At 59.5% G+C, this 21,341-nt stretch carries 6 protein-coding genes; 3 read left to right on the plus strand and 3 right to left on the minus strand.

Translation table 11 applies throughout. The features are described from left to right. Positions 1-109: 109 nt before the first annotated feature. A complete protein-coding gene (locus N7922_RS03925) occupies positions 110-1,987 on the minus strand; it encodes an FAD-dependent oxidoreductase (RefSeq protein ID WP_263099340.1) in 1,878 nt (625 codons plus the stop codon). A gap of 45 nt (positions 1,988-2,032) precedes the next feature. Continuing rightward, a complete protein-coding gene (locus tag N7922_RS03930; RefSeq protein WP_263099341.1) occupies positions 2,033-3,433 on the minus strand; it encodes an MFS transporter in 1,401 nt (466 codons plus the stop codon). A gap of 316 nt (positions 3,434-3,749) precedes the next feature. Between N7922_RS03930 and N7922_RS03935 the strand changes: the two genes are divergently transcribed. Next, positions 3,750-5,255: a sigma-54 interaction domain-containing protein gene (locus N7922_RS03935; RefSeq protein WP_263099342.1), complete on the plus strand. Its 1,506-nt coding sequence runs from the start codon at positions 3,750-3,752 to the stop codon at positions 5,253-5,255. Here the strand turns inward: N7922_RS03935 and N7922_RS03940 are convergent, their stop codons facing one another. Further along, positions 5,256-5,969, minus strand: a complete 714-nt coding sequence (locus tag N7922_RS03940; RefSeq protein ID WP_263099343.1) for a 4'-phosphopantetheinyl transferase — start codon at positions 5,967-5,969, stop codon at positions 5,256-5,258. 626 nt (positions 5,970-6,595) lie between these two features. Here N7922_RS03940 and N7922_RS03945 point away from each other — a divergent pair. Together N7922_RS03945 and N7922_RS03950 are read left to right on the plus strand one after the other, a co-directional pair. Beyond that, on the plus strand, positions 6,596-13,165 hold the full coding sequence (locus N7922_RS03945) for a non-ribosomal peptide synthetase (protein ID WP_263099344.1): 6,570 nt from the start codon (positions 6,596-6,598) through the stop codon (positions 13,163-13,165). Further along, positions 13,152-21,278, plus strand: coding sequence for a non-ribosomal peptide synthetase (locus N7922_RS03950; protein ID WP_263099345.1), 8,127 nt, complete (start codon positions 13,152-13,154; stop codon positions 21,276-21,278). The genes N7922_RS03945 and N7922_RS03950 overlap by 14 nt, the downstream gene beginning before the upstream one ends. Positions 21,279-21,341: the final 63 nt, after the last annotated feature.

A 21,341-nucleotide genomic window follows, 5' to 3' on the forward strand; every position in this document is an offset into this window, starting at 1 on the left:
AAAAAAAATTAAAACTCATTTCGATAACCACATTCGCCGCCTTTGGCGCTGGTTTCCGTCTCTGAGAAATTAGGGGGGCGGCGTCATCGCGGACGCCGCCTGTTTATTGTTAAGGCTGTTTGATGTACTGCGCGGCATGTTCGCCGGCAATTCGCCCGGAGTTATAGGCAAAGCCCAGCGCCAGCCCCTGATAAGGGGGATAGGCCGGAGAACCGAAGAAGCCGCCAGCGTTGTTGCCCACCACATACAATCCTGGAATGGCCTGCATATTCTGATCGGTGGCTTCGAGTTGCTCATTCACCCGCACCCCACCCGTGGAGCTGAGGCTAACCACTTCGGAGGCCAGCGCGTAATAGGGGCCATTCGCCACGTTGAGCGCAAGGAACGCAGGTTTCTTACCAAACTCGGTATCTTTTTTGGCTTTGATGGCGGCGTTATAGCGCTCAACCGATGCTTTCAGGCGGGCGGCATTCATCCCGCTGTTGGTGGCTAATTCATCCAGCGTTGCCCCTTTATAAACGGTACCGTTTTTCACACCTTCTTCCACCAGTGCCACGAAGTCGCCATTGCCGGTGGGGTTTGGCGCGCCAGCGCCGGAAACTTCAAACGGCAGCTTCCCTTTGCTGAATGTTTGCAGCGTGGGGGTATCCACAACGATGAAATAGTTACCGCCCACGGAATAGGCGGCGTTGGCCCACAGCGCGGTGTCATAGACCAGCGACTCGTCAGCAAAACGCTCCCCGGAACGATCCAGCCACAGCAGCGGCGTTTTCAGGATGCGGATCAGCAGACTGTCGTTGAAACCGGTGGCTTTGGTCGGGTCAACCCCCACCAATTTGGTGGCATGCAGTAATGCTGACTGGGTTTCCCATTTTGCTGCGCCTGCGTCCCAGGCCATCTTCACACCTTCGCCCTGGTTGGCCCACGCCAGCGAGGAGATATTGGTGGTCAGCATGTTGCTGGTCAGCATCTTCATATTCGCGCCATAGCCGCCGGTGGCGACAATCACCGCTTTGGCATTCACCGTTAGCGTGCCGCCATCGGCGGTTTCGGCGACCAGTCCCACAACCCGGCCTTGCTCATCTTTGATCAATGCTTTGCCGGTGGTGCGTGTCATCAGTTGTCCGCCCATCTCCGCCAGATGCTTGTACATATTGGTGAACGCCGCACCGCTGTCTTTGTAGTGGTGATAGATGCGCCACTTGATGGGGTCGGCGTTATGCGCCTGCTGGGTGTTATCGTCGGAGAGATACAGCTCCACGCCGTATTTCATCAGCCAGTCGACGGTGGAGGCGGATTTGTCCACCACGGTGCGCGTCAGCGGGCCGTTGGTCAGATAGTGGTTATAATCCACCAGCCGGTGAAAAAGCTCATCGGCGGTAAAGGTGAGTTTTTTCTGCCGTTCCAGCGAGGAGCCTACTGCGAACAGGCCGCTGGCAATCTTACCTGCGCCGCCCACCGCAGGGGCTTTTTCCACCACCAGCACTTTTGCACCGGCTTCAGCCGCCGCCAGCGCCGCGGCTGTGCCGGACGCGCCGCCACCGACCACGACCACGTCGGTGGTGAGAGTTTGCGCGGCGCCGGCGGTTTTCGCTTTTGCCTGGCTATAGGCGTTCGGATCCGCGCCTGCCTTCGACAGCGCGGCGGCGGCGGCTTTTTTCACCGCGTTGCTGGTCTCCGTTGCGCCGGTCATGCCATCCACGTTCAGACTCTGCTGTTCGAGAATGGCCTGGCCGACTTCCTTCCCTGCCACACCGCCCAGCTCCGGCGTTTCGTGCGAGGCGTCAACGCTAAGCTGGGTGATTTTGCCGTCCTTATCAACGCTAAGCGTGACGCTGACCGGGCTCTCTTTGCCCTGCGCCGAGGCGCTGTATTCTCCCGGTGTAACATCGGCCCACGCCATGCTGGTGGTGACCAGCAGTGAAAGCCCCAGCCAGATGCCTGCCACGCCAGGTCGCCGTTTTTGTATTACGTTATGATGTTCCATAGACCTACCTTTATAAGTGATTCCAGAGACTCGAAACCCTATTACTCACCGTCGGCCAGCGGCCTGACGGCGGATCCCTTGTGCTTTTCCCAACCGGCTGAACAACGCGGCGCTCACCAGCAGGCCGCAGCCCATCAGCCGGAACAGCGCGCCAAAACGCTCCACGGCCTGTTCCGGCCAGGAGACGCAGTGGGTGAGAAAAGCAAAACTGATGGCGATGCCGAGCATCATTGAGAGCAGTTGCACCAGCGTGAGCAGGCTGTTGCCTGCGCCGTAGCTGTCATCGTTGAGTGCGGAAAACGCCAGTGTGTTCAAACAGCAGTAAATTGCCGAACTGGTCAGCCCCAGGCCAAAGGCGAGGCCCGTCACTGACCAGGATGGCTGGTCAATGCCGGACGCCGACATGACCGCCAGCAACAGCGCACCCAGCAAACAGCCGTGGGTAAGCAAGCGCCGATAACCGAGCCGCTCCAGCGCCTGGTTGAGAAACAGACGCACGCTCAACGCGCCTGAGGCGAAGCTCAGCAGGGCCAGTGACGCCGCGGTGGCGGAAGCTGCATGGTGTTGCGGCGTTTGTAGCTGCATCGACAACAGCAGCGGCGTTGACGAGAGGCAGATCCGCACCAGCGCATGACCCGCCAGGCTGATGCGAAAGTCGGGACGCGCTAACAGGGAGGCGTCAAACAGCCCGCTATCCGGTTGCTTCACCCGTCGCCATGCCAAAATGGCGATCAGTCCTGCCATCAGCACCCCCACGGGTGCCAGTCCGAGCGGCGACAGCAGGCTGCGTCCCACTGGCGTGCTAACGCCAAGACAGAGCAGCAGCACGGGCGCGGCCAGCAGATAGCCACCGGTATCGAAGCGCTGTGTACAGGTGACGGCGGGGGTGATAAAGGCCCGGCTGAGTGGCAGACACAGCAGGCACAGCGGCAGCGGCAATAAAAACAGCCCGCGCCAGGGCATGAAGGCCAGGCCAATCCCGCCAAGGGCCGGCCCGAGCAAGGTTCCCAACAGACCGATGGCGGTAACGCGGTTGAGCTGACGCGCTTGCTGATCGTCGGGTACGGTTTTAAGCAGTAGTACGCGCGAGGCGGCCAGCATTAGCGCGCCGCCGCTACCCTGCACCAGACGCCACAGGCACAGTTCAGGCAGGCTGTTAGCGCGTGCGCACCCGAGTGCAGCCAGCATAAAAAGGCATAATGCGCCCTGATAGACCACGCGTTCGCCATAGCGCGTCATCAGCCAGGGCGTGAACGGTGTCGCCAGCACCACGGCGGCGAGGTAACTCAACGCCACACCATCCATTGCGCGAAGCGGCGCGTGCAACGACTGCGCGATAGTGGGTAAGGACAAATAGAGCAGGGACGTGTCGCTGGACTGGATCAGAAAAGTGAGCGCTGTCATCACGGATATGCGCCCAATCAGCGACCGCGGTGTATCTGTCATGCTTTCCTCCTGCCTGGCGTGGCCTTCCTCTGTTTTAGCGGTATAAGCAATCCCTATGCCGTTTATGCATAAAGAAAATAAAGACAACAAAATCAATATGTTGATTTTATTTTTCGGATGTATCGGCGTCGGGAAGGGTAACGGGCGAACCCGGTGATGCGCTTTTGCATCAGTCGGTCAGGACGGTTTGTTTAACTATGAGGTTTATGTGGTTATTTCATGCAGCACTTAACATTTCTGATGGCGCTATCAACGATACAGTGAGCTATCAGTCATACCGTTCTGGTTTATGGCGGGCAACGCGAGGGGGAAAAGGATGAACTTAACGCTGGACGACAACGCAAATGACATCAATTACAAAGAAATTCTCGACCACCTCGAATGCCCTATCTACGTTACGGATGCCAACGGTGTGACGCGTTATGTCAATCTCGCTTACCTTGCCGAAAATCCTATTGTTGACCGGGATAAACTGATTGGCCGGAGCGTGGGTGACATTATCCAGGAGGGGAAATATTTCAACCAGGCGATCACCATGCGCGTATTGCATGAACAGCGGGAGGCCATTGAAGTATTGAGTCATCATCTTCTGCCCGACAAAAGCGCCTTTGTCTCCGGCCGCCCAATTTATGATGCCAAGCGCAGCGTGAAAAACGTTGTGTCCATTATGTACGTCGACTCCTTTTTTCAACGCCTGAATCGCCATTTTGATTACCCGTTGCGCCCCCTCTCTTCTTTTGTCCGACCGCCGATTATCGGGAGTGCGCCGCTTGCGGCTTCGATGCCGCCGGTGCCGCTGATTGGTGCCAGTGAAGCGATGACGACGTTAAAACGGCTGATCATGAAAGTGGCGCCGATTGATGCCTCCGTACTGATCACCGGTGAGTCCGGCACAGGTAAAGATGTGGTCGCCACCCTGTTGCAACAGTTAAGCCCACGCCGCGATAAACCATTCGTAAAAATCAATTGCGCCGCTATCCCCGCCAATTTGCTGGAGAGTGAGCTGTTCGGTTATGAAAAAGGGGCCTTTACCGGGGCGCTGGCGCGGGGTAAACCCGGCGTGTTTGAACAGGCGAACGGCGGCACGCTGTTTCTTGATGAAATTGGCGACATGCCATGGGAAGCGCAATCGAAACTGTTGCGCGTGCTGCAGGATAAAGTGGTGCAGCGCGTGGGCGGGATGGGAACTCTGCAACTGGACGTGCGGATAATCGCCGCCACCAACGCCGATCTGCAAGGGCAGATCCGCAAGGGGACATTCCGCAAAGATCTCTATTACCGCCTTAATCTGATCCCGATGCAGACACCGCCACTGCGTCAGCGCCGTGATGATATTCCGCTGCTGCTGGACTTTTATTCCCGGCAATTCGACAAACACTACCGGCGCATCATCCGTTTTGACGATGCGGGCGTCGCCCGGCTTGCCGCCTATGACTGGCCGGGTAACGTTCGGGAATTACGCAATTTTCTTGAATATATGTATGTCTGCCAGGACGATAATTACGTCGATATGGCGACCATTAATAGCTGGTTGAGGCAAAACGATGTTGAGCCTGTTCCGGAGGCGCAACCGCCCGTCAATATGCCAGCCGAAGACGCCTTACTCGGCTGGTGTCGTGCGCAGTTACGGGCAGGCGCAACGCTGAAAACCATGCTGGCGCAGGTTGAGAGCGATGTGTTGCGGCTGGCGCAGGCGCAACATAAAACGACCTATGCCATTGCCGATCGCCTTGGCGTGGCGCAACCCACGGTGGTGAGGAAACTGCAGGCGCACGGGATAGGGGCCAACCGTGGCGCGGTGGGGGCCGTGGATCTTACGTGATTATGCAATGAGTGTGATCACCCGTTCAGCCTGGAGGAGATAATAACCCCGGATCCGATGCCCACTCTTTCGCCTCGGCGTCAAAGATTGCGTGAGTTCGAGGGTGATACGCTGTGTTGCGGGTTCGATGGAGCAAACCCGCGCGGCGTCAAAGCCAAAAAAACAGCCCGCCTCCGGATACAGCGCTTTAAACAAGCTCTCTTTGACGGAGAAGGCGATGAGCAACGCGGTTTCGTACGGGATACCGCAGTTGGCAAGCAGACTCTGTTCTTTGGTGTCAGTAAATATAGTTGCGGTTTCCCGCATGGTTCCCGGGGCAAGCATTTCAATATCAATGCCTGGCGTAAGACCTGTGTGACTGGGCGCGATGACGGCGATCGCGTGATTCCCGGTATGAGAAAGGCTGCCACACCAACCTGTTGGCCAGACAGGAGCCCGACTGGCGGCGGTGCCAACGTGGCCAGCACATCCTGCATCTTCCAGTAATCGTCTGGCGGCATAGCGAACGGCAAGGTATTCCGCACGGCGTTTTGGCACCGTTTTTCCCAGTTCCGCAGGAAACGGGATTGCGTATTCGTCAAATAACGAATCCTGATAAACGCACGCGTCGAACACAACCTGGCAGTAGGTAATGGCAGGAAAGTGCGATACCACTCCCACGTTGATGTGGCGAAAGAAAGGCGGCTGTGAATTGGCAATAAATAAAGTAAGCATTTTTAGGGTGACCAATAAAGGTTATTTACTGAGCTTCCTGTTTATCTCTGCAAAGAGTAATAGCATGAAATTGATATTTTGCTATTCATATAATTAATACCTCTTTAAGTTTTATAGTTCGTGTTTGTGTAAAAAGTATGTGTGTCATTTATAAGTAATGATTGACGTAAAAAGTGCAAGAGGATTTTACAATCTGCTTGCCAAGATTTCCATTTGCCCTGTAGACTTGTGTGACGTCAATAAATTAATGGTTTAATGTTGATTTTTTATCATGATGGTATATTTCGTGTTTCCTTTTCTTATATAAGGTTCAATAAATGATGTGCGATATATTTTCGTGCCGTGAGCGGTGATGTGGTTAGAAATCACCCGATTATTTTAAAAATACATATATATCAACGCGTGAGAATATTCTTTATTCTCTATTGCGCATTTCTTGTTCTTACTATGGATGCTTTCTATAAGCGGAGTTAACGCACGTTTATCGAACAGTTGTGGGTAATGCTTAAACATCAGGAATAAAGCATTTATTCATGCTGGGTATCATTCGGACGATATCCTGTTCAATAAAAAATGTACTTCATTTAACACAATGATGTGGTTTTTATAAATTAGGGAAGAAAATCATGTGTATATCTCCTGGTGGCAATGCATCTGCACGTCATCCTTCACCGCTGAACAACAGCACATCATCGCCAGGGAAGTGCTTTCCCCTCAGTTCTACGCAGCAGGCTATCTGGTTTGATCAATCGCTCAATCCGCACCTTACAAATTACAATATAGGATGTGTCGTCGCGATAGAGGGAGATATTATCCCGGATGTCATGTCTCAGGCTTTTGAATCAATCATTAAGCGTCATGATGCATTCCGCATGCATTTGGTTAACGGCGATATTCCTGCCCAATATTTTGCTGACATCCCGCCCGCATTACTGGATTTTTATGACTTTTCAACTGCGGATAACATGGCCGAAAAAGTTGCGCAATGTATAAATGCAAACTTCCATAACCCCTTTGATTTAGATAAGACTTTGTGGCGTTCGGCATTAATACGCAGCGGTGAGGGTCATTGGTATTGGCTATTCTGTTGCCACCATATTATTGCCGATGGGATGAGTTTAAGTCTGATTAGTGCAGAGCTGGCTTATAATTATAGCCAACGGATACGAAAGGCGGCGCTATTGGATCAAAAGGCATCTTCCTATGTTGATTTCATTACGGATGATGCGGCTTATCTCAATTCTAAACATTATGCAAGCGATCTGGCATTTTGGCTTGAACGCTATGCGGTACATCCGCCTGCGCTATTCCAACCGCGGATTGCTGCCAAAAAATCGACGGCGTTGCCATCTGACCCTGTTAATTGGCTACTGGATAGCGAACTTTTTCGGCGTATTGAGCAGTCTGCTACGTCACAGGGATTATCTGTACTGCATTTTATGTATGCCGTTTTTGCCTGTTATTTCAAACGAACAAAGGATATTGACGACATCGTTCTCGGTATCCCGTTACATAACCGCAGAAATGCGCGTCAAAAATTAGCCGTCGGTATGTATGCTTCTGTTATTCCCGTGCGCGTAAGGTTAACGGCGGAAGAGACTTTTGCCGACGTGATGCACAACGTAGCGACCGAATTGCGTTATTGCTACAAGCATCAGCGCATGCCCATTGCGGAAATCCAGCGAAAAACAAAAGCACAACAGAATACGGGCAGGGCGCATTTATTTGAGATGACGTTATCGTATGAGCCCTACGCGGTAGACGTGCATATGGAGGGGGCGGTAGTCACCTCAATCAAACCGCATCACAGAGCGCAATACCCGCTGGCCGTCACCATTAACCGCTACGCATTTACCAGCAATGATAAGCAGAATCAGTCGGTTATCGTTGAGTTTAATTTCTCTGACGAATATTTCACGACTGCCGATATCGTTGCGATTCAATCTCGCCTCGCCGTATTGCTGGAGGGGGCTTTGCAAGACCTTAACACGCCGGTTTCGTGCTTACCCGTTTTACCCGACCATGAACGCCAGCAGGTGTTACAGCCTTTCCGCCCGATAACAGGGAGCCGGGGGCATAATGTATTAATCCACGAAATGTTTGAGGCGCAGGTCCGGCAAACACCACTGGCTGTTGCTGCTGTTTTTGAAGAAAAACGCATCACCTACGATGAGCTTAATCGCCGGGCGAATAGATTGGCTCATCATTTGATCGCCCTCGGCGTGCGCCCGAATGAGCGGGTTGCCATCCACCTTGAGCGTGGTCTTGACATGGTGGTGGGGATACTCGGTATTCTCAAAGCCGGTGGGGCTTATGTTCCCCTGGATCCGGTTTATCCTGGTGAACGGCTGGTCTATATGCTTGAGGATGCCGCTCCCGTCGCCTTAGTGACGCAATATTCTCTGGCGGATACGTTGGGTAGCCAAATACCCACCGTGATGGTTGATGCTCCCCGTTCCGCAACTGAAAATGGTGAGGATGAGAACAATCCCGATCCTGCATTGCTCGGTCTTTCTTCTGACCATCTGGCGTACGTGATTTATACCTCCGGCTCCACCGGGCAGCCGAAAGGCGTGATGGTTGAACACAGGAATGTTTCGCGCCTCTTAACGACAACGCAGGCTCATTTTCATTTCACCAACAATGACAGATGGACGCTGTGCCACTCCTTTTCTTTTGATTTTTCGGTATGGGAACTGTTTGGTGCGTTATGTTCCGGCGGTCGGTTAATTGTTGTGCCAACCGCATGCGCACAATCGCCGCACGCACTCTACGCGCTGTTATGCCGTGAGCAGGTCACCATTCTCAATCAAACCCCCAGTGCGTTTCGCCAATTGATTGCGGCGCAGGATACGACGCCGCATACCCTGCGCTGTATCATTTTCGGCGGCGAAGCGCTTGAAATGCACTCCTTGATCCCGTGGGTAGCCAGGGAATCCAACCGCAATACGCGCCTTATCAACATGTATGGCATAACTGAAATCACCGTGCATGCCACCTATTATGATATTCCCCTCTCAGATATTACGCCCCAGGGCGCGAGCCTGATTGGCTCCCCTCTGGCCGATCTGCGCATCTACATTCTGGACGAACGGGGCCAGCCGGTGCCGGTCGGCGTGACGGGCGAGCTGTATATCGGCGGCGACGGGGTGGCGCGCGGCTACCTGAACCGCCCGGCGCTGACGGCAGAGCGTTTCCTGGCGGACCCGTTTGCGGGCGGGGAGGGGCAGCGGATGTACCGGAGCGGTGACCTGGGCCGCTGGCGGGCGGACGGCAACATTGAGTATCTGGGTCGCAATGACTTTCAGGTCAAGCTGCGCGGGTTCCGCATTGAACCGGGAGAGACAGAGGCGGCCCTGGTGGCGTGCGACGGGGTGCGTGACGCGGTGGTGACGGTGCGGGAGGACACACCGGGCGAGAAGCGGCTGGTTGCCTACCTGGTGGCGGAGCCGGGGCACACGCTGTCGCCGGGCGCGCTGCGGCAGCAGCTGTCACAGACGCTGGCGGAGTACATGCTGCCTGCCGCATGGGTGACGGTGGCATCTTTCCCGCTGACGGCGAACGGCAAGCTGGACCGTCGTGCGCTGCCGGTGCCGGACAGCTCATCGGTGGTGACGCAGGGGTATGAAGCACCGGAGGGGGAGACCGAGCGGGAGCTGGCGGCCGTCTGGTGTGCGCTGCTGGGACTGGAGCGGGTCGGGCGGCATGACAACTTCTTCGAGCTGGGCGGTCACTCGCTGATGATGGTCAGTCTGCTTGAGCGGCTGCGCCGCAGCGGGCGGATGCTGGATATCCGCCGTGCATTTGCCGCGCCGGTGCTGGCTGACATGGCCCGGTGCGTCACCGTGCAGGCGGGGGCGGACGAAGACATCCCGCCGTCGCGCATTCCCGCGCACTGCCGGACCCTCACCCCGGCGATGCTGCCGCTGGTCACGCTGTCGCAGTCCGAAACCGACGCGGTGGTGGCCACGGTCAGCGGGGGGGCGGCCAACGTGCAGGACATTTACCCGCTGTCGCCGTTGCAGGAGGGCATCCTGTTTCACCATCTGCTGGAGGAGGAGGGGGATGCCTACCTGCTTTACAGCCTGCTGGCCTTTGACTCGGCGGCACAGCGGGCGGCGTTTCTCGGTGCCTTCCAGCAGGTGATTGACCGCCATGACATTCTGCGCACGGCCGTCTGCCGGGAGGGGCTGTCCGCGCCGGTGCAGGTGGTCTGGCGGCAGGCGCTGCTGCCGGTGACGGAGTTCGTCCCGCAGGGGGCGGCGGCGGTTCCCGCACAGCTGCGGGCGCATATGGACCCGCGCCGGCGGCGCATCGACGTATGCCGGGCGCCGCTGTTCCGGGCGGAGACGGCGTACGATGCGGCGCAGCAGCAGTGGCTGCTGGCGTTCAGCTTCCATCATCTGGTCTGCGACCACGTGACGATGGGGCTTATCTGCGGCGAGATTGCCCACATCCTTGCGGGGAAGGGGGCGGCGCTGCCCGCCCCGCAGCCGTACCGCAACTTTATTGCCCGGATGCTGCGCGTTCCGGCGGCGGAACACGAAGCCTGGTTCCGGGCGCAACTGGCGGATGTCGACACCCCGACGGCCCCCTTCGGCATACTGAACACCCGGACGGACGGCGGGGACACGGGGGAAGCGCGGCTGACGACGGATACGGCGCTCACCGCGGCGGTGGTGACGCAGGCGCGGCGTCTGGGCGTCAGCCCCGGCGTGCTGTTCCATACGGCGCTGGCCCGCGTGCTGGCGCAGCTCTGCGGGCGTGACGATGTGGTCTTCGGCACGGTGCTGACGGGCCGCCTGCATGCCGGTGGCGCGGACACCCCCGGCATGTTTATCAACACGCTGCCGCTGCGGCTTTCGCTGGCGGGGGAGAGCGTGCGCGACGCGGTGCTGAACACGCGCAGTGCGCTGGCCGCACTGCTGGAGCATGAGCAGGCGCCGCTGTCGCTGGCGCTGCGGTGCAGCGGGGTGCCGCACCCGCTGCCGCTGTTCAGCACGCTGCTCAACTACCGCCACAGTCCCGGTGAAGGCGGGCCGGAAGGCCTGGCGGGGATGACGCTGCTGGAGGTGGAGGAGCGCACCAGCTACCCGGTCACCTTTTCGGTGGATGAGACCGGGTCGGGGTTCACCCTGACGGCGCAGACGGCGGCGGGGATGGAGCCGCAGCGGATGGCGGGTTATCTGCTGACGGCGGTGTCCGGTCTGGTGGCGGCGCTGGAGCGCGAACCGCAGCGTCCGCTGCTTGCTGTTCCCGTGCTGCCGGCAGGCGAGCGGCGGTTGCTGCTGGAGGCGTTCAACGCCACCTGCCGCGAATACCCGCAGGACAGCCTTATCCACAGTCTGTTTGAGGCACAGGTGCGGCGCACGCCGGAGGCGGTGGCGGTGGTGTGTGAGGGCGAATCGCTGAGCTACGACGCGCTGAACCGGCGGGCGAACCGTCTGGCGCACCACCTGATGGCGCTGGGCGTGCGGCCGGATACGCGGGTGGCGGTGTGCATGGCGCGGAGTGCGGACACGGTGGTGGCGCTGCTGGGTATCCTGAAGGCGGGCGGGGCGTACGTGCCGCTGGACCCGGCCAGTCCGGCGGGGCGGCTGGCGGTGATGCTGGCGGATGCGGAGCCGGTGGCGCTGGTGACGGTGAGCGGTCAGGCACTGCCGCCGGGGTGTGCGGTGCCGCAGGTGTGGCTGGATACGCTGCCTGCTGACGGGGAGACGGAGTGCAATCCGTCACCACAGGGTCTGACGTCGCGCCATCTGGCGTATGTGATTTACACCTCCGGCTCCACCGGGCAGCCAAAAGGGGTGATGGTGGAGCACCGCAGTGTTAACCGGCTGGTTATCAATAGCGGTATCGCGGACATCAGCGCGCCGGAGTGTGTTGCCCACTGCGCCAGTATCGCCTTTGATGCCTCGACCTGGGAAATCTGGTCTGCGCTGCTGCATGGCGCACGGCTGTGCGTTATCCCGCCGTCCGTCCTGCAGGACCCGGCGCGCTTCTGTGATGCGCTGCGGCGGGAGAAAGTCACGGCGCTGTGGCTCACCGCCGGGTTGTTCAATGAGTACCTGGATGCCCTGATGCCAGCATTCGGGCAACTGCGCTGGCTGCTGGTTGGCGGGGATGTGCTGGACCCGCATAACATCGCCCGTCTGCAGCAGGCGGAACAGCAGCCGGGGCAGCTGATAAACGGTTACGGTCCCACGGAAACCACCACGTTTGCTGCCACGTACACCATCCGCGACGCGGTGAGCCGGGAGCGGTCAGTGCCGATAGGCAGACCGATAGCCAACACGCGCATCTACATTCTGGACGGGCAGGGCCAGCCGGTGCCGGTCGGCGTGACGGGCGAGCTGTATATCGGCGGTGACGGGGTGGCACGCGGCTACCTGAACCGCCCGGCGCTGACGGCAGAGCGTTTCCTGGCGGACCCGTTTGCGGGCGGGGAGGGGCAGCGGATGTACCGGAGCGGTGACCTGGGCCGCTGGCGGGCGGACGGCAACATTGAGTATCTGGGGCGCAATGACTTTCAGGTCAAGCTGCGCGGGTTCCGCATTGAACCGGGAGAGACGGAGGCGGCCCTGGTGGCGTGCGACGGGGTGCGCGACGCGGTGGTGACGGTACGGGAGGACACACCGGGCGAGAAGCGGCTGGTTGCCTACCTGGTGGCGGAGCCGGGACACAGGCTGTCGCCGGGCGCGCTGCGGCGGCAACTGTCGCAGACGCTGGCGGAGTACATGCTGCCTGCCGCATGGGTGACGGTGGCATCTTTCCCGCTGACGGCGAACGGCAAGCTGGACCGTCGTGCGCTGCCGGTGCCGGACAGCTCATCGGTGGTGACGCAGGGGTATGAAGCACCGGAGGGGGAGACCGAGCGGGAGCTGGCGGCCGTCTGGTGTGCGCTGCTGGGACTGGAGCGGGTCGGGCGGCATGACAACTTCTTCGAGCTGGGCGGCCACTCGCTGATGGCGGTTCAACTGATCAACCGGATCCAGACCCGGTTTTTAATTAACGTGCCTGTTTCAACACTCTTTCAGTCCCCCCTTTTACGGGAACAGGCTGAGGCTATCTTCTGCACACAATTGCTGGCGATAGACAGTGATGAAATGGAGGCAATACACAATGCACTCAACGCGATGTCACCCGAAGCGTTAGAGAAGATGGTGAGCGAAGGACGTAGCAATGACAAAAGATAATAAGGATATTGACGCGCTAAAACGTGCCGTACTGGAACAAAAGGTGAAAGCGTTGCTGCAGGCCCGGCGGGGTTCTCAGCCTCAACGGGCGATCACAATTCCTCTGGCCGATCGACGCCGCCCGTTGCCTCTCTCATTCGCCCAGCAGCGGTTGTGGTTTTTAAGCCAGCTTGACCCGGCCGCCAGTCTGGCATACCACATTCCGGCCACATTACATTTGAAAGGGCGGCTTAATCGCCCATCGTTGGTCTGTGCTTTTAACCAGCTTATTGCCCGACACGAGAGTCTGCGAACGCACTTTGTTCTGATTGACGGTGAACCCAGGCAGCAGATTGCGCCTGCCGATACAGGCTTTTTCCTGGTGAGTCATGACCTGCGCGCGTTAAGTGAAGCAGAGCGTAAGGAGCGTATTGAAAAGATCAGTGAAGAAGGTAAATCTACGCCTTTCGATTTGAGTACAGACCCGCTGATTCGGGGAACACTGTTACAGATCGCCGATGATGAACACATCCTGCTGCTCACTCAGCATCACATCATTTCTGATGGCTGGTCTGTCGGAGTATTAGTTCGCGAACTCGGCCTGCTTTATCAGGCTGCTTGTGAAGGAAAACCGCATTCCCTGAGCGAGTTGCCTGTCCAGTATGCTGATTATGCAAGCTGGCAGCAGAACTATCTGCAAGAAGGGGGGCTGGCGGCCCAAATCGATTTCTGGAAAAAAGCACTGCAGGACGCGCCTGCATTGTTAACGCTTCCCACCGATCGGCCACGACCACACGAGCAGCGCTACAGGGGGGGCCGGGAAGCGTTACGGCTTGATGAAGCTTTGGTTACCGCGCTTAAGGCATTGGGCCAGCGTCATGGTGCCACCCTGTTCATGACGCTGCTTGCGGGCTGGGCATTCGTGCTGGCAAAACTCAGCGGCCAGAATGACCTGGTCATTGGCACCCCCGTAGCGAATCGTTCGCATCGGGAACTGGAAGGGTTAATGGGTTTTTTTGTTAATACGCTGGCTTTGCGCGTTGATCTCTCCGAATGTCCGACGGTCAGCAGCTTACTGGCCTATGTCCGTAAGCAGACGCTTGCGGCTTATGAACATCAGGATCTGCCCTTTGATAAGCTTGTTGAACGTTTGCAGCCCACACGTAGCCTGAGTTACAGCCCGCTCTTTCAGGTCATGTTAGCCCTCGATAACACGCCACCTCAGCACCTTGAGTTGGCTGATCTGCGCCTTTCGTTTATAGAACAGCAGCACCATACCGCCCATTTTGATCTGACGCTCTCGCTAACGGAAACCGCGGGAGTGCTGACGGGCGGTCTGGAGTATGCCTCTGACTTGTTTGATCGGGCAACGGCAGCACGTATGGTGGGTTACTTCGTGCAAGTTCTGGAGGGCATGGTTAAGGATGAAAACCAGCGCCTTCAGTCCTTGTCACTCCTCTCTTCAGCTGAGTATCAACAAGTGACCGCCCTCTTTAATCACACCCAGGCGGCCTACCCGCAGGACAGCCTTATCCACAGTCTGTTTGAGGCACAGGTGCGGCGCACGCCGGAAGCGGTGGCGGTGGTGTGTGAGGGCGAATCGCTGAGCTACGACGCGCTGAACCGGCGGGCGAACCGTCTGGCGCACCGCCTGATGGCGCTGGGCGTGCGGCCGGATACGCGGGTGGCGGTGTGCATGGCGCGGAGTGCGGAGACGGTGGTGGCGCTGCTGGGTATCCTGAAGGCGGGCGGGGCGTACGTGCCGCTGGACCCGGCCAGTCCGGCGGGACGGCTGGCGGTGATGCTGGCGGATGCGGAGCCGGTGGCGCTGGTGACGGTGAGCGGTCAGGCACTGCCGCCGGGGTGTGCGGTGCCGCAGGTGTGGCTGGATACGCTGCCCGCTGACGGGGAGACGGAGTGCAATCCGTCGCCACAGGGTCTGACGTCGCGCCATCTGGCGTATGTGATTTACACCTCCGGCTCCACCGGGCAGCCAAAGGGCGTGATGGTGGAGCACCGGAGTGTTAACCGGCTGGTTATCAATAACGGTATTGCAGACATCAGCACGCAGGACTGTGTTGCCCACTGCGCCAACATCGCCTTTGATGCCTCGACCTGGGAAATCTGGTCTGCGCTGCTGCATGGCGCGCGGCTGTGCGTTATCCCGCCGTCCGTCCTGCAGGACCCGGCGCGCTTCTGTGATGCGCTGCGGCGGGAGAAAGTCACGGCGCTGTGGCTCACCGCCGGGTTGTTCAATGAATACCTGGATGCCCTGATGCCAGCATTCGGGCAACTGCGCTGGCTGCTGGTTGGCGGGGATGTGCTGGACCCGCATAACATCGCCCGTCTGCAGCAGGCGGAACAGCAGCCGGGGCAGCTGATAAACGGTTATGGTCCCACGGAAACCACCACGTTTGCTGCCACGTACACCATCCGCGACGCGGTGAGCCGGGAGCGGTCAGTGCCGATAGGCAGACCGATAGCCAACACGCGCATCTACATTCTGGACGAACGGGGCCAGCCGGTACCGGTCGGCGTGACGGGCGAGCTGTATATCGGCGGCGACGGGGTGGCGCGCGGCTACCTGAACCGCCCGGCGCTGACGGCGGAGCGTTTCCTGGCAGACCCGTTTGCGGGCGGGGAGGGGCAGCGGATGTACCGGAGCGGTGACCTGGGCCGCTGGCGGGCGGACGGCAACATTGAGTATCTGGGGCGCAATGACTTTCAGGTCAAGCTGCGCGGGTTCCGCATTGAACCGGGAGAGACGGAGGCGGCCCTGGTGGCGTGCGACGGGGTGCGCGACGCGGTGGTGACGGTACGGGAGGACACACCGGGCGAGAAGCGGCTGGTTGCCTACCTGGTGGCGGAGCCGGGGCACACGCTGTCGCCGGGCGCGCTGCGCAGGCAACTGTCGCAGACGCTGGCGGAGTACATGCTGCCTGCCGCATGGGTGACGGTGGCGTCTTTCCCGCTGACGGCGAACGGCAAGCTGGACCGTCGTGCGCTGCCGGTACCGGACAGCTCATCGGTGGTGACGCAGGGGTATGAAGCACCGGAGGGGGAGACCGAGCGGGAGCTGGCGGCTGTCTGGTGTGCGCTGCTGGGACTGGAGCGGGTCGGGCGGCATGACAACTTCTTTGAGCTGGGCGGCCACTCGCTGATGATGGTCAGCCTGCTTGAGCGGCTGCGCCGCAGCGGGCGGGTGCTGGATATCCGCCGTGCATTTGCCGCGCCGGTGCTGGCTGACATGGCCCGGTGCGTCACCGTGCAGGCGGGGGCGGACGAAGACATCCCGCCGTCGCGCATTCCCGCGCACTGCCGGACCCTCACCCCGGCGATGCTGCCGCTGGTCACGCTGTCGCAGTCCGAAACCGACGCGGTGGTGGCCACGGTCAGCGGGGGGGCGGCCAACGTGCAGGACATTTACCCGCTGTCGCCGTTGCAGGAGGGCATCCTGTTTCACCATCTGCTGGAGGAGGAGGGGGATGCCTACCTGCTTTACAGCCTGCTGGCCTTTGACTCGGCGGCACAGCGGGCGGCGTTTCTCGGTGCCTTCCAGCAGGTGATTGACCGCCATGACATTCTGCGCACGGCCGTCTGCCGGGAGGGGCTGTCCGCGCCGGTGCAGGTGGTCTGGCGGCAGGCGCTGCTGCCGGTGACGGAGTTCGTCCCGCAGGGGGCGGCGGCGGTTCCCGCACAGCTGCGGGCGCATATGGACCCGCGCCGGCGGCGCATCGACGTATGCCGGGCGCCGCTGTTCCGGGCGGAGACGGCGTACGATGCGGCGCAGCAGCAGTGGCTGCTGGCGTTCAGCTTCCATCATCTGGTCTGCGACCACGTGACGATGGGGCTTATCTGCGGCGAGATTGCCCACATCCTTGCGGGGAAGGGGGCGGCGCTGCCCGCCCCGCAGCCGTACCGCAACTTTATTGCCCGGATGCTGCGCGTTCCGGCGGCGGAACACGAAGCCTGGTTCCGGGCGCAACTGGCGGATGTCGACACCCCGACGGCCCCCTTCGGCATACTGAACACCCGGACGGACGGCGGGGACACGGGGGAAGCGCGGCTGACGACGGATACGGCGCTCACCGCGGCGGTGGTGACGCAGGCGCGGCGTCTGGGCGTCAGCCCCGGCGTGCTGTTCCATACGGCGCTGGCCCGCGTGCTGGCGCAGCTCTGCGGGCGTGACGATGTGGTCTTCGGCACGGTGCTGACGGGCCGCCTGCATGCCGGTGGCGCGGACACCCCCGGCATGTTTATCAACACGCTGCCGCTGCGGCTTTCGCTGGCGGGGGAGAGCGTGCGCGACGCGGTGCTGAACACGCGCAGTGCGCTGGCCGCACTGCTGGAGCATGAGCAGGCGCCGCTGTCGCTGGCGCTGCGGTGCAGCGGGGTGCCGCACCCGCTGCCGCTGTTCAGCACGCTGCTCAACTACCGCCACAGTCCCGGTGAAGGCGGGCCGGAAGGCCTGGCGGGGATGACGCTGCTGGAGGCGGAGGAGCGCACCAGCTACCCGGTCACCTTTTCGGTGGATGAGACCGGGTCGGGGTTCACCCTGACGGCGCAGACGGCGGCGGGGATGGAGCCGCAGCGGATGGCGGGTTATCTGCTGACGGCGGTGTCCGGTCTGGTGGCGGCGCTGGAGCGCGAACCGCAGCGTCCGCTGCGGGCTGTTCCCGTGCTGCCGGCAGGCGAGCGGCGGTTGCTGCTGGAGGCGTTCAACGCCACCTGCCGCGAATACCCGCAGGACAGCCTTATCCACAGTCTGTTTGAGGCACAGGTGCGGCGCACGCCGGAAGCGGTGGCGGTGGTGTGTGAGGGCGAATCGCTGAGCTACGACGCGCTGAACCGGCGGGCGAACCGTCTGGCGCACCGCCTGATGGCGCTGGGCGTGCGGCCGGATACGCGGGTGGCGGTGTGCATGGCGCGGAGTGCGGAGACGGTGGTGGCGCTGCTGGGTATCCTGAAGGCGGGCGGGGCGTACGTGCCGCTGGACCCGGCCAGCCCGGCGGGACGGCTGGCGGTGATGCTGGCGGATGCGGAGCCGGTGGCGCTGGTGACGGTGAGCGGTCAGGCACTGCCGCCGGGGTGTGCGGTGCCGCAGGTGTGGCTGGATACGCTGCCCGCTGACGGGGAGACGGAGTGCAATCCGTCGCCACAGGGTCTGACGTCGCGCCATCTGGCGTATGTGATTTACACCTCCGGCTCCACCGGGCAGCCAAAGGGCGTGATGGTGGAACACCGGAGTGTTATCAACCTGCATTCAGCCCTGCAGACCCGACTGGGTTTGCCACCATCGTGCCGCGTGACAATGAATGCCAGCATTGTCTTTGATGCGTCCGTGCAGTGTTGGGTTCAACTGCTGTCAGGACATACCTTAATGATCGTCCCGGAATCCGTGCGTAAAGATAGCGGGGCATTTTTGCAATTCTTATTACGCTATGACGTCGATGTTGTTGATTGCACCCCTGTGCAGTTGCAGGGGCTGCTTGACACAGGTTTGGGCAACATGCGTAACCCACAACCGCGATGGGTGCTCGTTGGGGGAGAGGCGATTTCGTCTTCAATGTGGGCGACATTGCAAAAAACAAAGCAGATCCGTTTTTTTAATGTCTATGGCCCCACTGAATGCACCGTTGATGCCACTATCTGTTTGATTGACAACACCCTTGCCCTCCCCGGTATTGGGCAACCACTTGCCAACACCCGCATTTACATTCTGGACGGGCAGGCCCAGCCGGTGCCGGTCGGCGTGACGGGCGAGCTGTATATCGGCGGTGACGGGGTGGCACGCGGCTACCTGAACCGCCCGGCGCTGACGGCAGAGCGTTTCCTGGCGGACCCGTTTGCGGGCGGGGAGGGGCAGCGGATGTACCGGAGCGGTGACCTGGGCCGCTGGCGGGCGGACGGCAACATTGAGTATCTGGGGCGCAATGACTTTCAGGTCAAGCTGCGCGGGTTCCGCATTGAACCGGGAGAGACGGAGGCGGCCCTGGTGGCGTGCGACGGGGTGCGCGACGCGGTGGTGACGGTACGGGAGGACACACCGGGTGAAAAGCGGCTGGTTGCCTACCTGGTGGCGGAGCCGGGACACACGCTGTCGCCGGGAGTGCTGCGGCAGCAGCTGTCACAGACGCTGGCGGAGTACATGCTGCCTGCCGCATGGGTGACGGTGGCGTCTTTCCCGCTGACGGCGAACGGCAAGCTGGACCGTCGTGCACTGCCGGTACCGGACAGCTCATCGGTGGTGACGCAGGGGTATGAAGCACCGGAGGGGGAGACCGAGCGGGAGCTGGCGGCTGTCTGGTGTGCGCTGCTGGGACTGGAGCGGGTCGGGCGGCATGACAACTTCTTCGAGCTGGGCGGTCACTCGCTGATGGCGGTTCAGTTGCTGAATCGCCTGGCTCAGGCCGGTATGAAAACCTCGCTGGCAACGCTCTTTGCTCACCCGATATTGCGCCAGCTTGCCTTAGCCGTTAAACGCACCGGGACATTAACGACCTCTCCTTTTGACGATAACCCGCTACTGCTGCGCGCAGAGGGTGCTCTGCCGCCACTTTTCTTTGTGCATGAACCTTCAGGCGATCCACTGGTTTATTCACCGCTGGCTTCAATGCTTCAGATCGATCGCCCCATATATGTGCTGCACGCATTAGGCGTGTATGCCCGGGAAAATCCGCCAACGTCACTGGAAGCGCTTGCTGCTTACCATGCAGAAGCTATCCGTCGCGTTCAGCCGCATGGACCTTATTACCTTTGCGGATGGTCGTTAGGGGGGCTGTTAAGTTATGAAATAGCCTGTCAGTTGCGTCAGCGCGGGGAGGATATTGCCTTTATCGGGATGATCGACAGCTATCACCCCGCTTTGTTGCAGAATAGCGCTTTCGACGCGGTTTCTGCGGCGGAACAAAGAGATGCAATGATACTGGCGTTTTTATCCAGCTATGTGCCGGAGGGCGACCGGGCAGTATTAGCGCAACTTCAACGACCGATTGATGAGAAAAAAGCCGTTGACCTTTGTTCTTATCACCGCTGGTTACCTGCTGATATTACCGGTGAAGCACTGTTGCTGCGCTTAAATACGGCGCTTTATATCAGGCCGCTCGGACTGAAATATACGCCATCGTCCTCAGACCTTACGGTCAATCTGTACACAGCCGAGATGCATGAAAACGATGACAGATGGCGCGGCTGGCGTGACATTGTGGGTGTGCGTTCATCACTACATCCAATAGGGGGAACACATCAGTCGATCATGCAGCAACCCAGGCTTGCGCAGCTGGCCGCGCATCTTGCTGCACATCTGTTGCCCCAGGCGCTTTATAACCCGGTGGTGATCATGCAAGAGGGGGTAAAAACAGCGCCTCCGCTTTTTTGCATACCCGGCGCGGGGGCGTCCGCGTTCAGTTTTCTCGATCTTGCGGAGCTTTTTCCTGTCAGCTCACCGGTTTATGTATTACAGGCCCGGGGATTAACCGACGTTGCCCGCATGCCTCACCTGACGGTTGAAGAGACGGCGCGCGATTATATTTGTGCGATGCAGCAGATACAGCCGCACGGACCTTACTTCGTTATCGGTCACTCTTTTGGCGGCTGGATAGCCCTGGAAATTGCACTGCAATTACAGGCACAGGGAGAGCGGGTTGCCGATCTGATTGTGATTGATAGCAGAGCGCCGGGGAGTAAACAATCGACCACTCATCGCGAGGTGATAATAAAGTTGATTGATATTTATAACTTAATGTTGAACCGGACCCTTCCCGTGACGTGGGCGGAATTATCAACCCTGGCGCCGAAACGGCAACTTGGCTATTTGCATCAGGTCCTGGTGGATGCCGGTGTATATACAAATAAAACGCCGCTTGCCGCACTGGAGGGGGTATTTCAGGTAATAAAAGCGAACTTAAACACGTCGTATTACCCGGCGGATCGCTACCGGGGCGAGCTGCACATGATTAATGCCCAGGAGGGGAACAGCGCAGCAAGAGAACATCATAATGCTGTGTGGTCTGCACATGCGGAACGATTAAATACTCTGCTCACCCCTGGTAATCATATGACCATGCTGGCCATGCCTTTTGTGGCAAAACTTGCGGATCACATCGCCACCGTGATGTGCAAGACCCGCGACTAAGACTCCTCTGTCGCCACCCACAACCACCTCCTGTGAGGTGGTTTTTTTATAACCGAACGGCGT

The sequence above is a fragment of the Kosakonia sp. ML.JS2a genome, assembly GCF_025642095.1.
Lineage (GTDB): Bacteria > Pseudomonadota > Gammaproteobacteria > Enterobacterales > Enterobacteriaceae.

Bases quoted from the DNA above. Each gene is read 5' to 3' on its own strand.
- N7922_RS03945 (WP_263099344.1), top strand. From the start codon at position 6,596: ATGTGTATATCTCCTGGTGGCAATGCATCTGCACGTCATCCTTCACCG.
- N7922_RS03940 (WP_263099343.1), bottom strand. From the start codon at position 5,969: ATGCTTACTTTATTTATTGCCAATTCACAGCCGCCTTTCTTTCGCCAC.
- N7922_RS03930 (WP_263099341.1), bottom strand. From the start codon at position 3,433: ATGACAGATACACCGCGGTCGCTGATTGGGCGCATATCCGTGATGACA.
- N7922_RS03925 (WP_263099340.1), bottom strand. From the start codon at position 1,987: ATGGAACATCATAACGTAATACAAAAACGGCGACCTGGCGTGGCAGGC.
- N7922_RS03935 (WP_263099342.1), top strand. From the start codon at position 3,750: ATGAACTTAACGCTGGACGACAACGCAAATGACATCAATTACAAAGAA.
- N7922_RS03950 (WP_263099345.1), top strand. From the start codon at position 13,152: ATGACAAAAGATAATAAGGATATTGACGCGCTAAAACGTGCCGTACTG.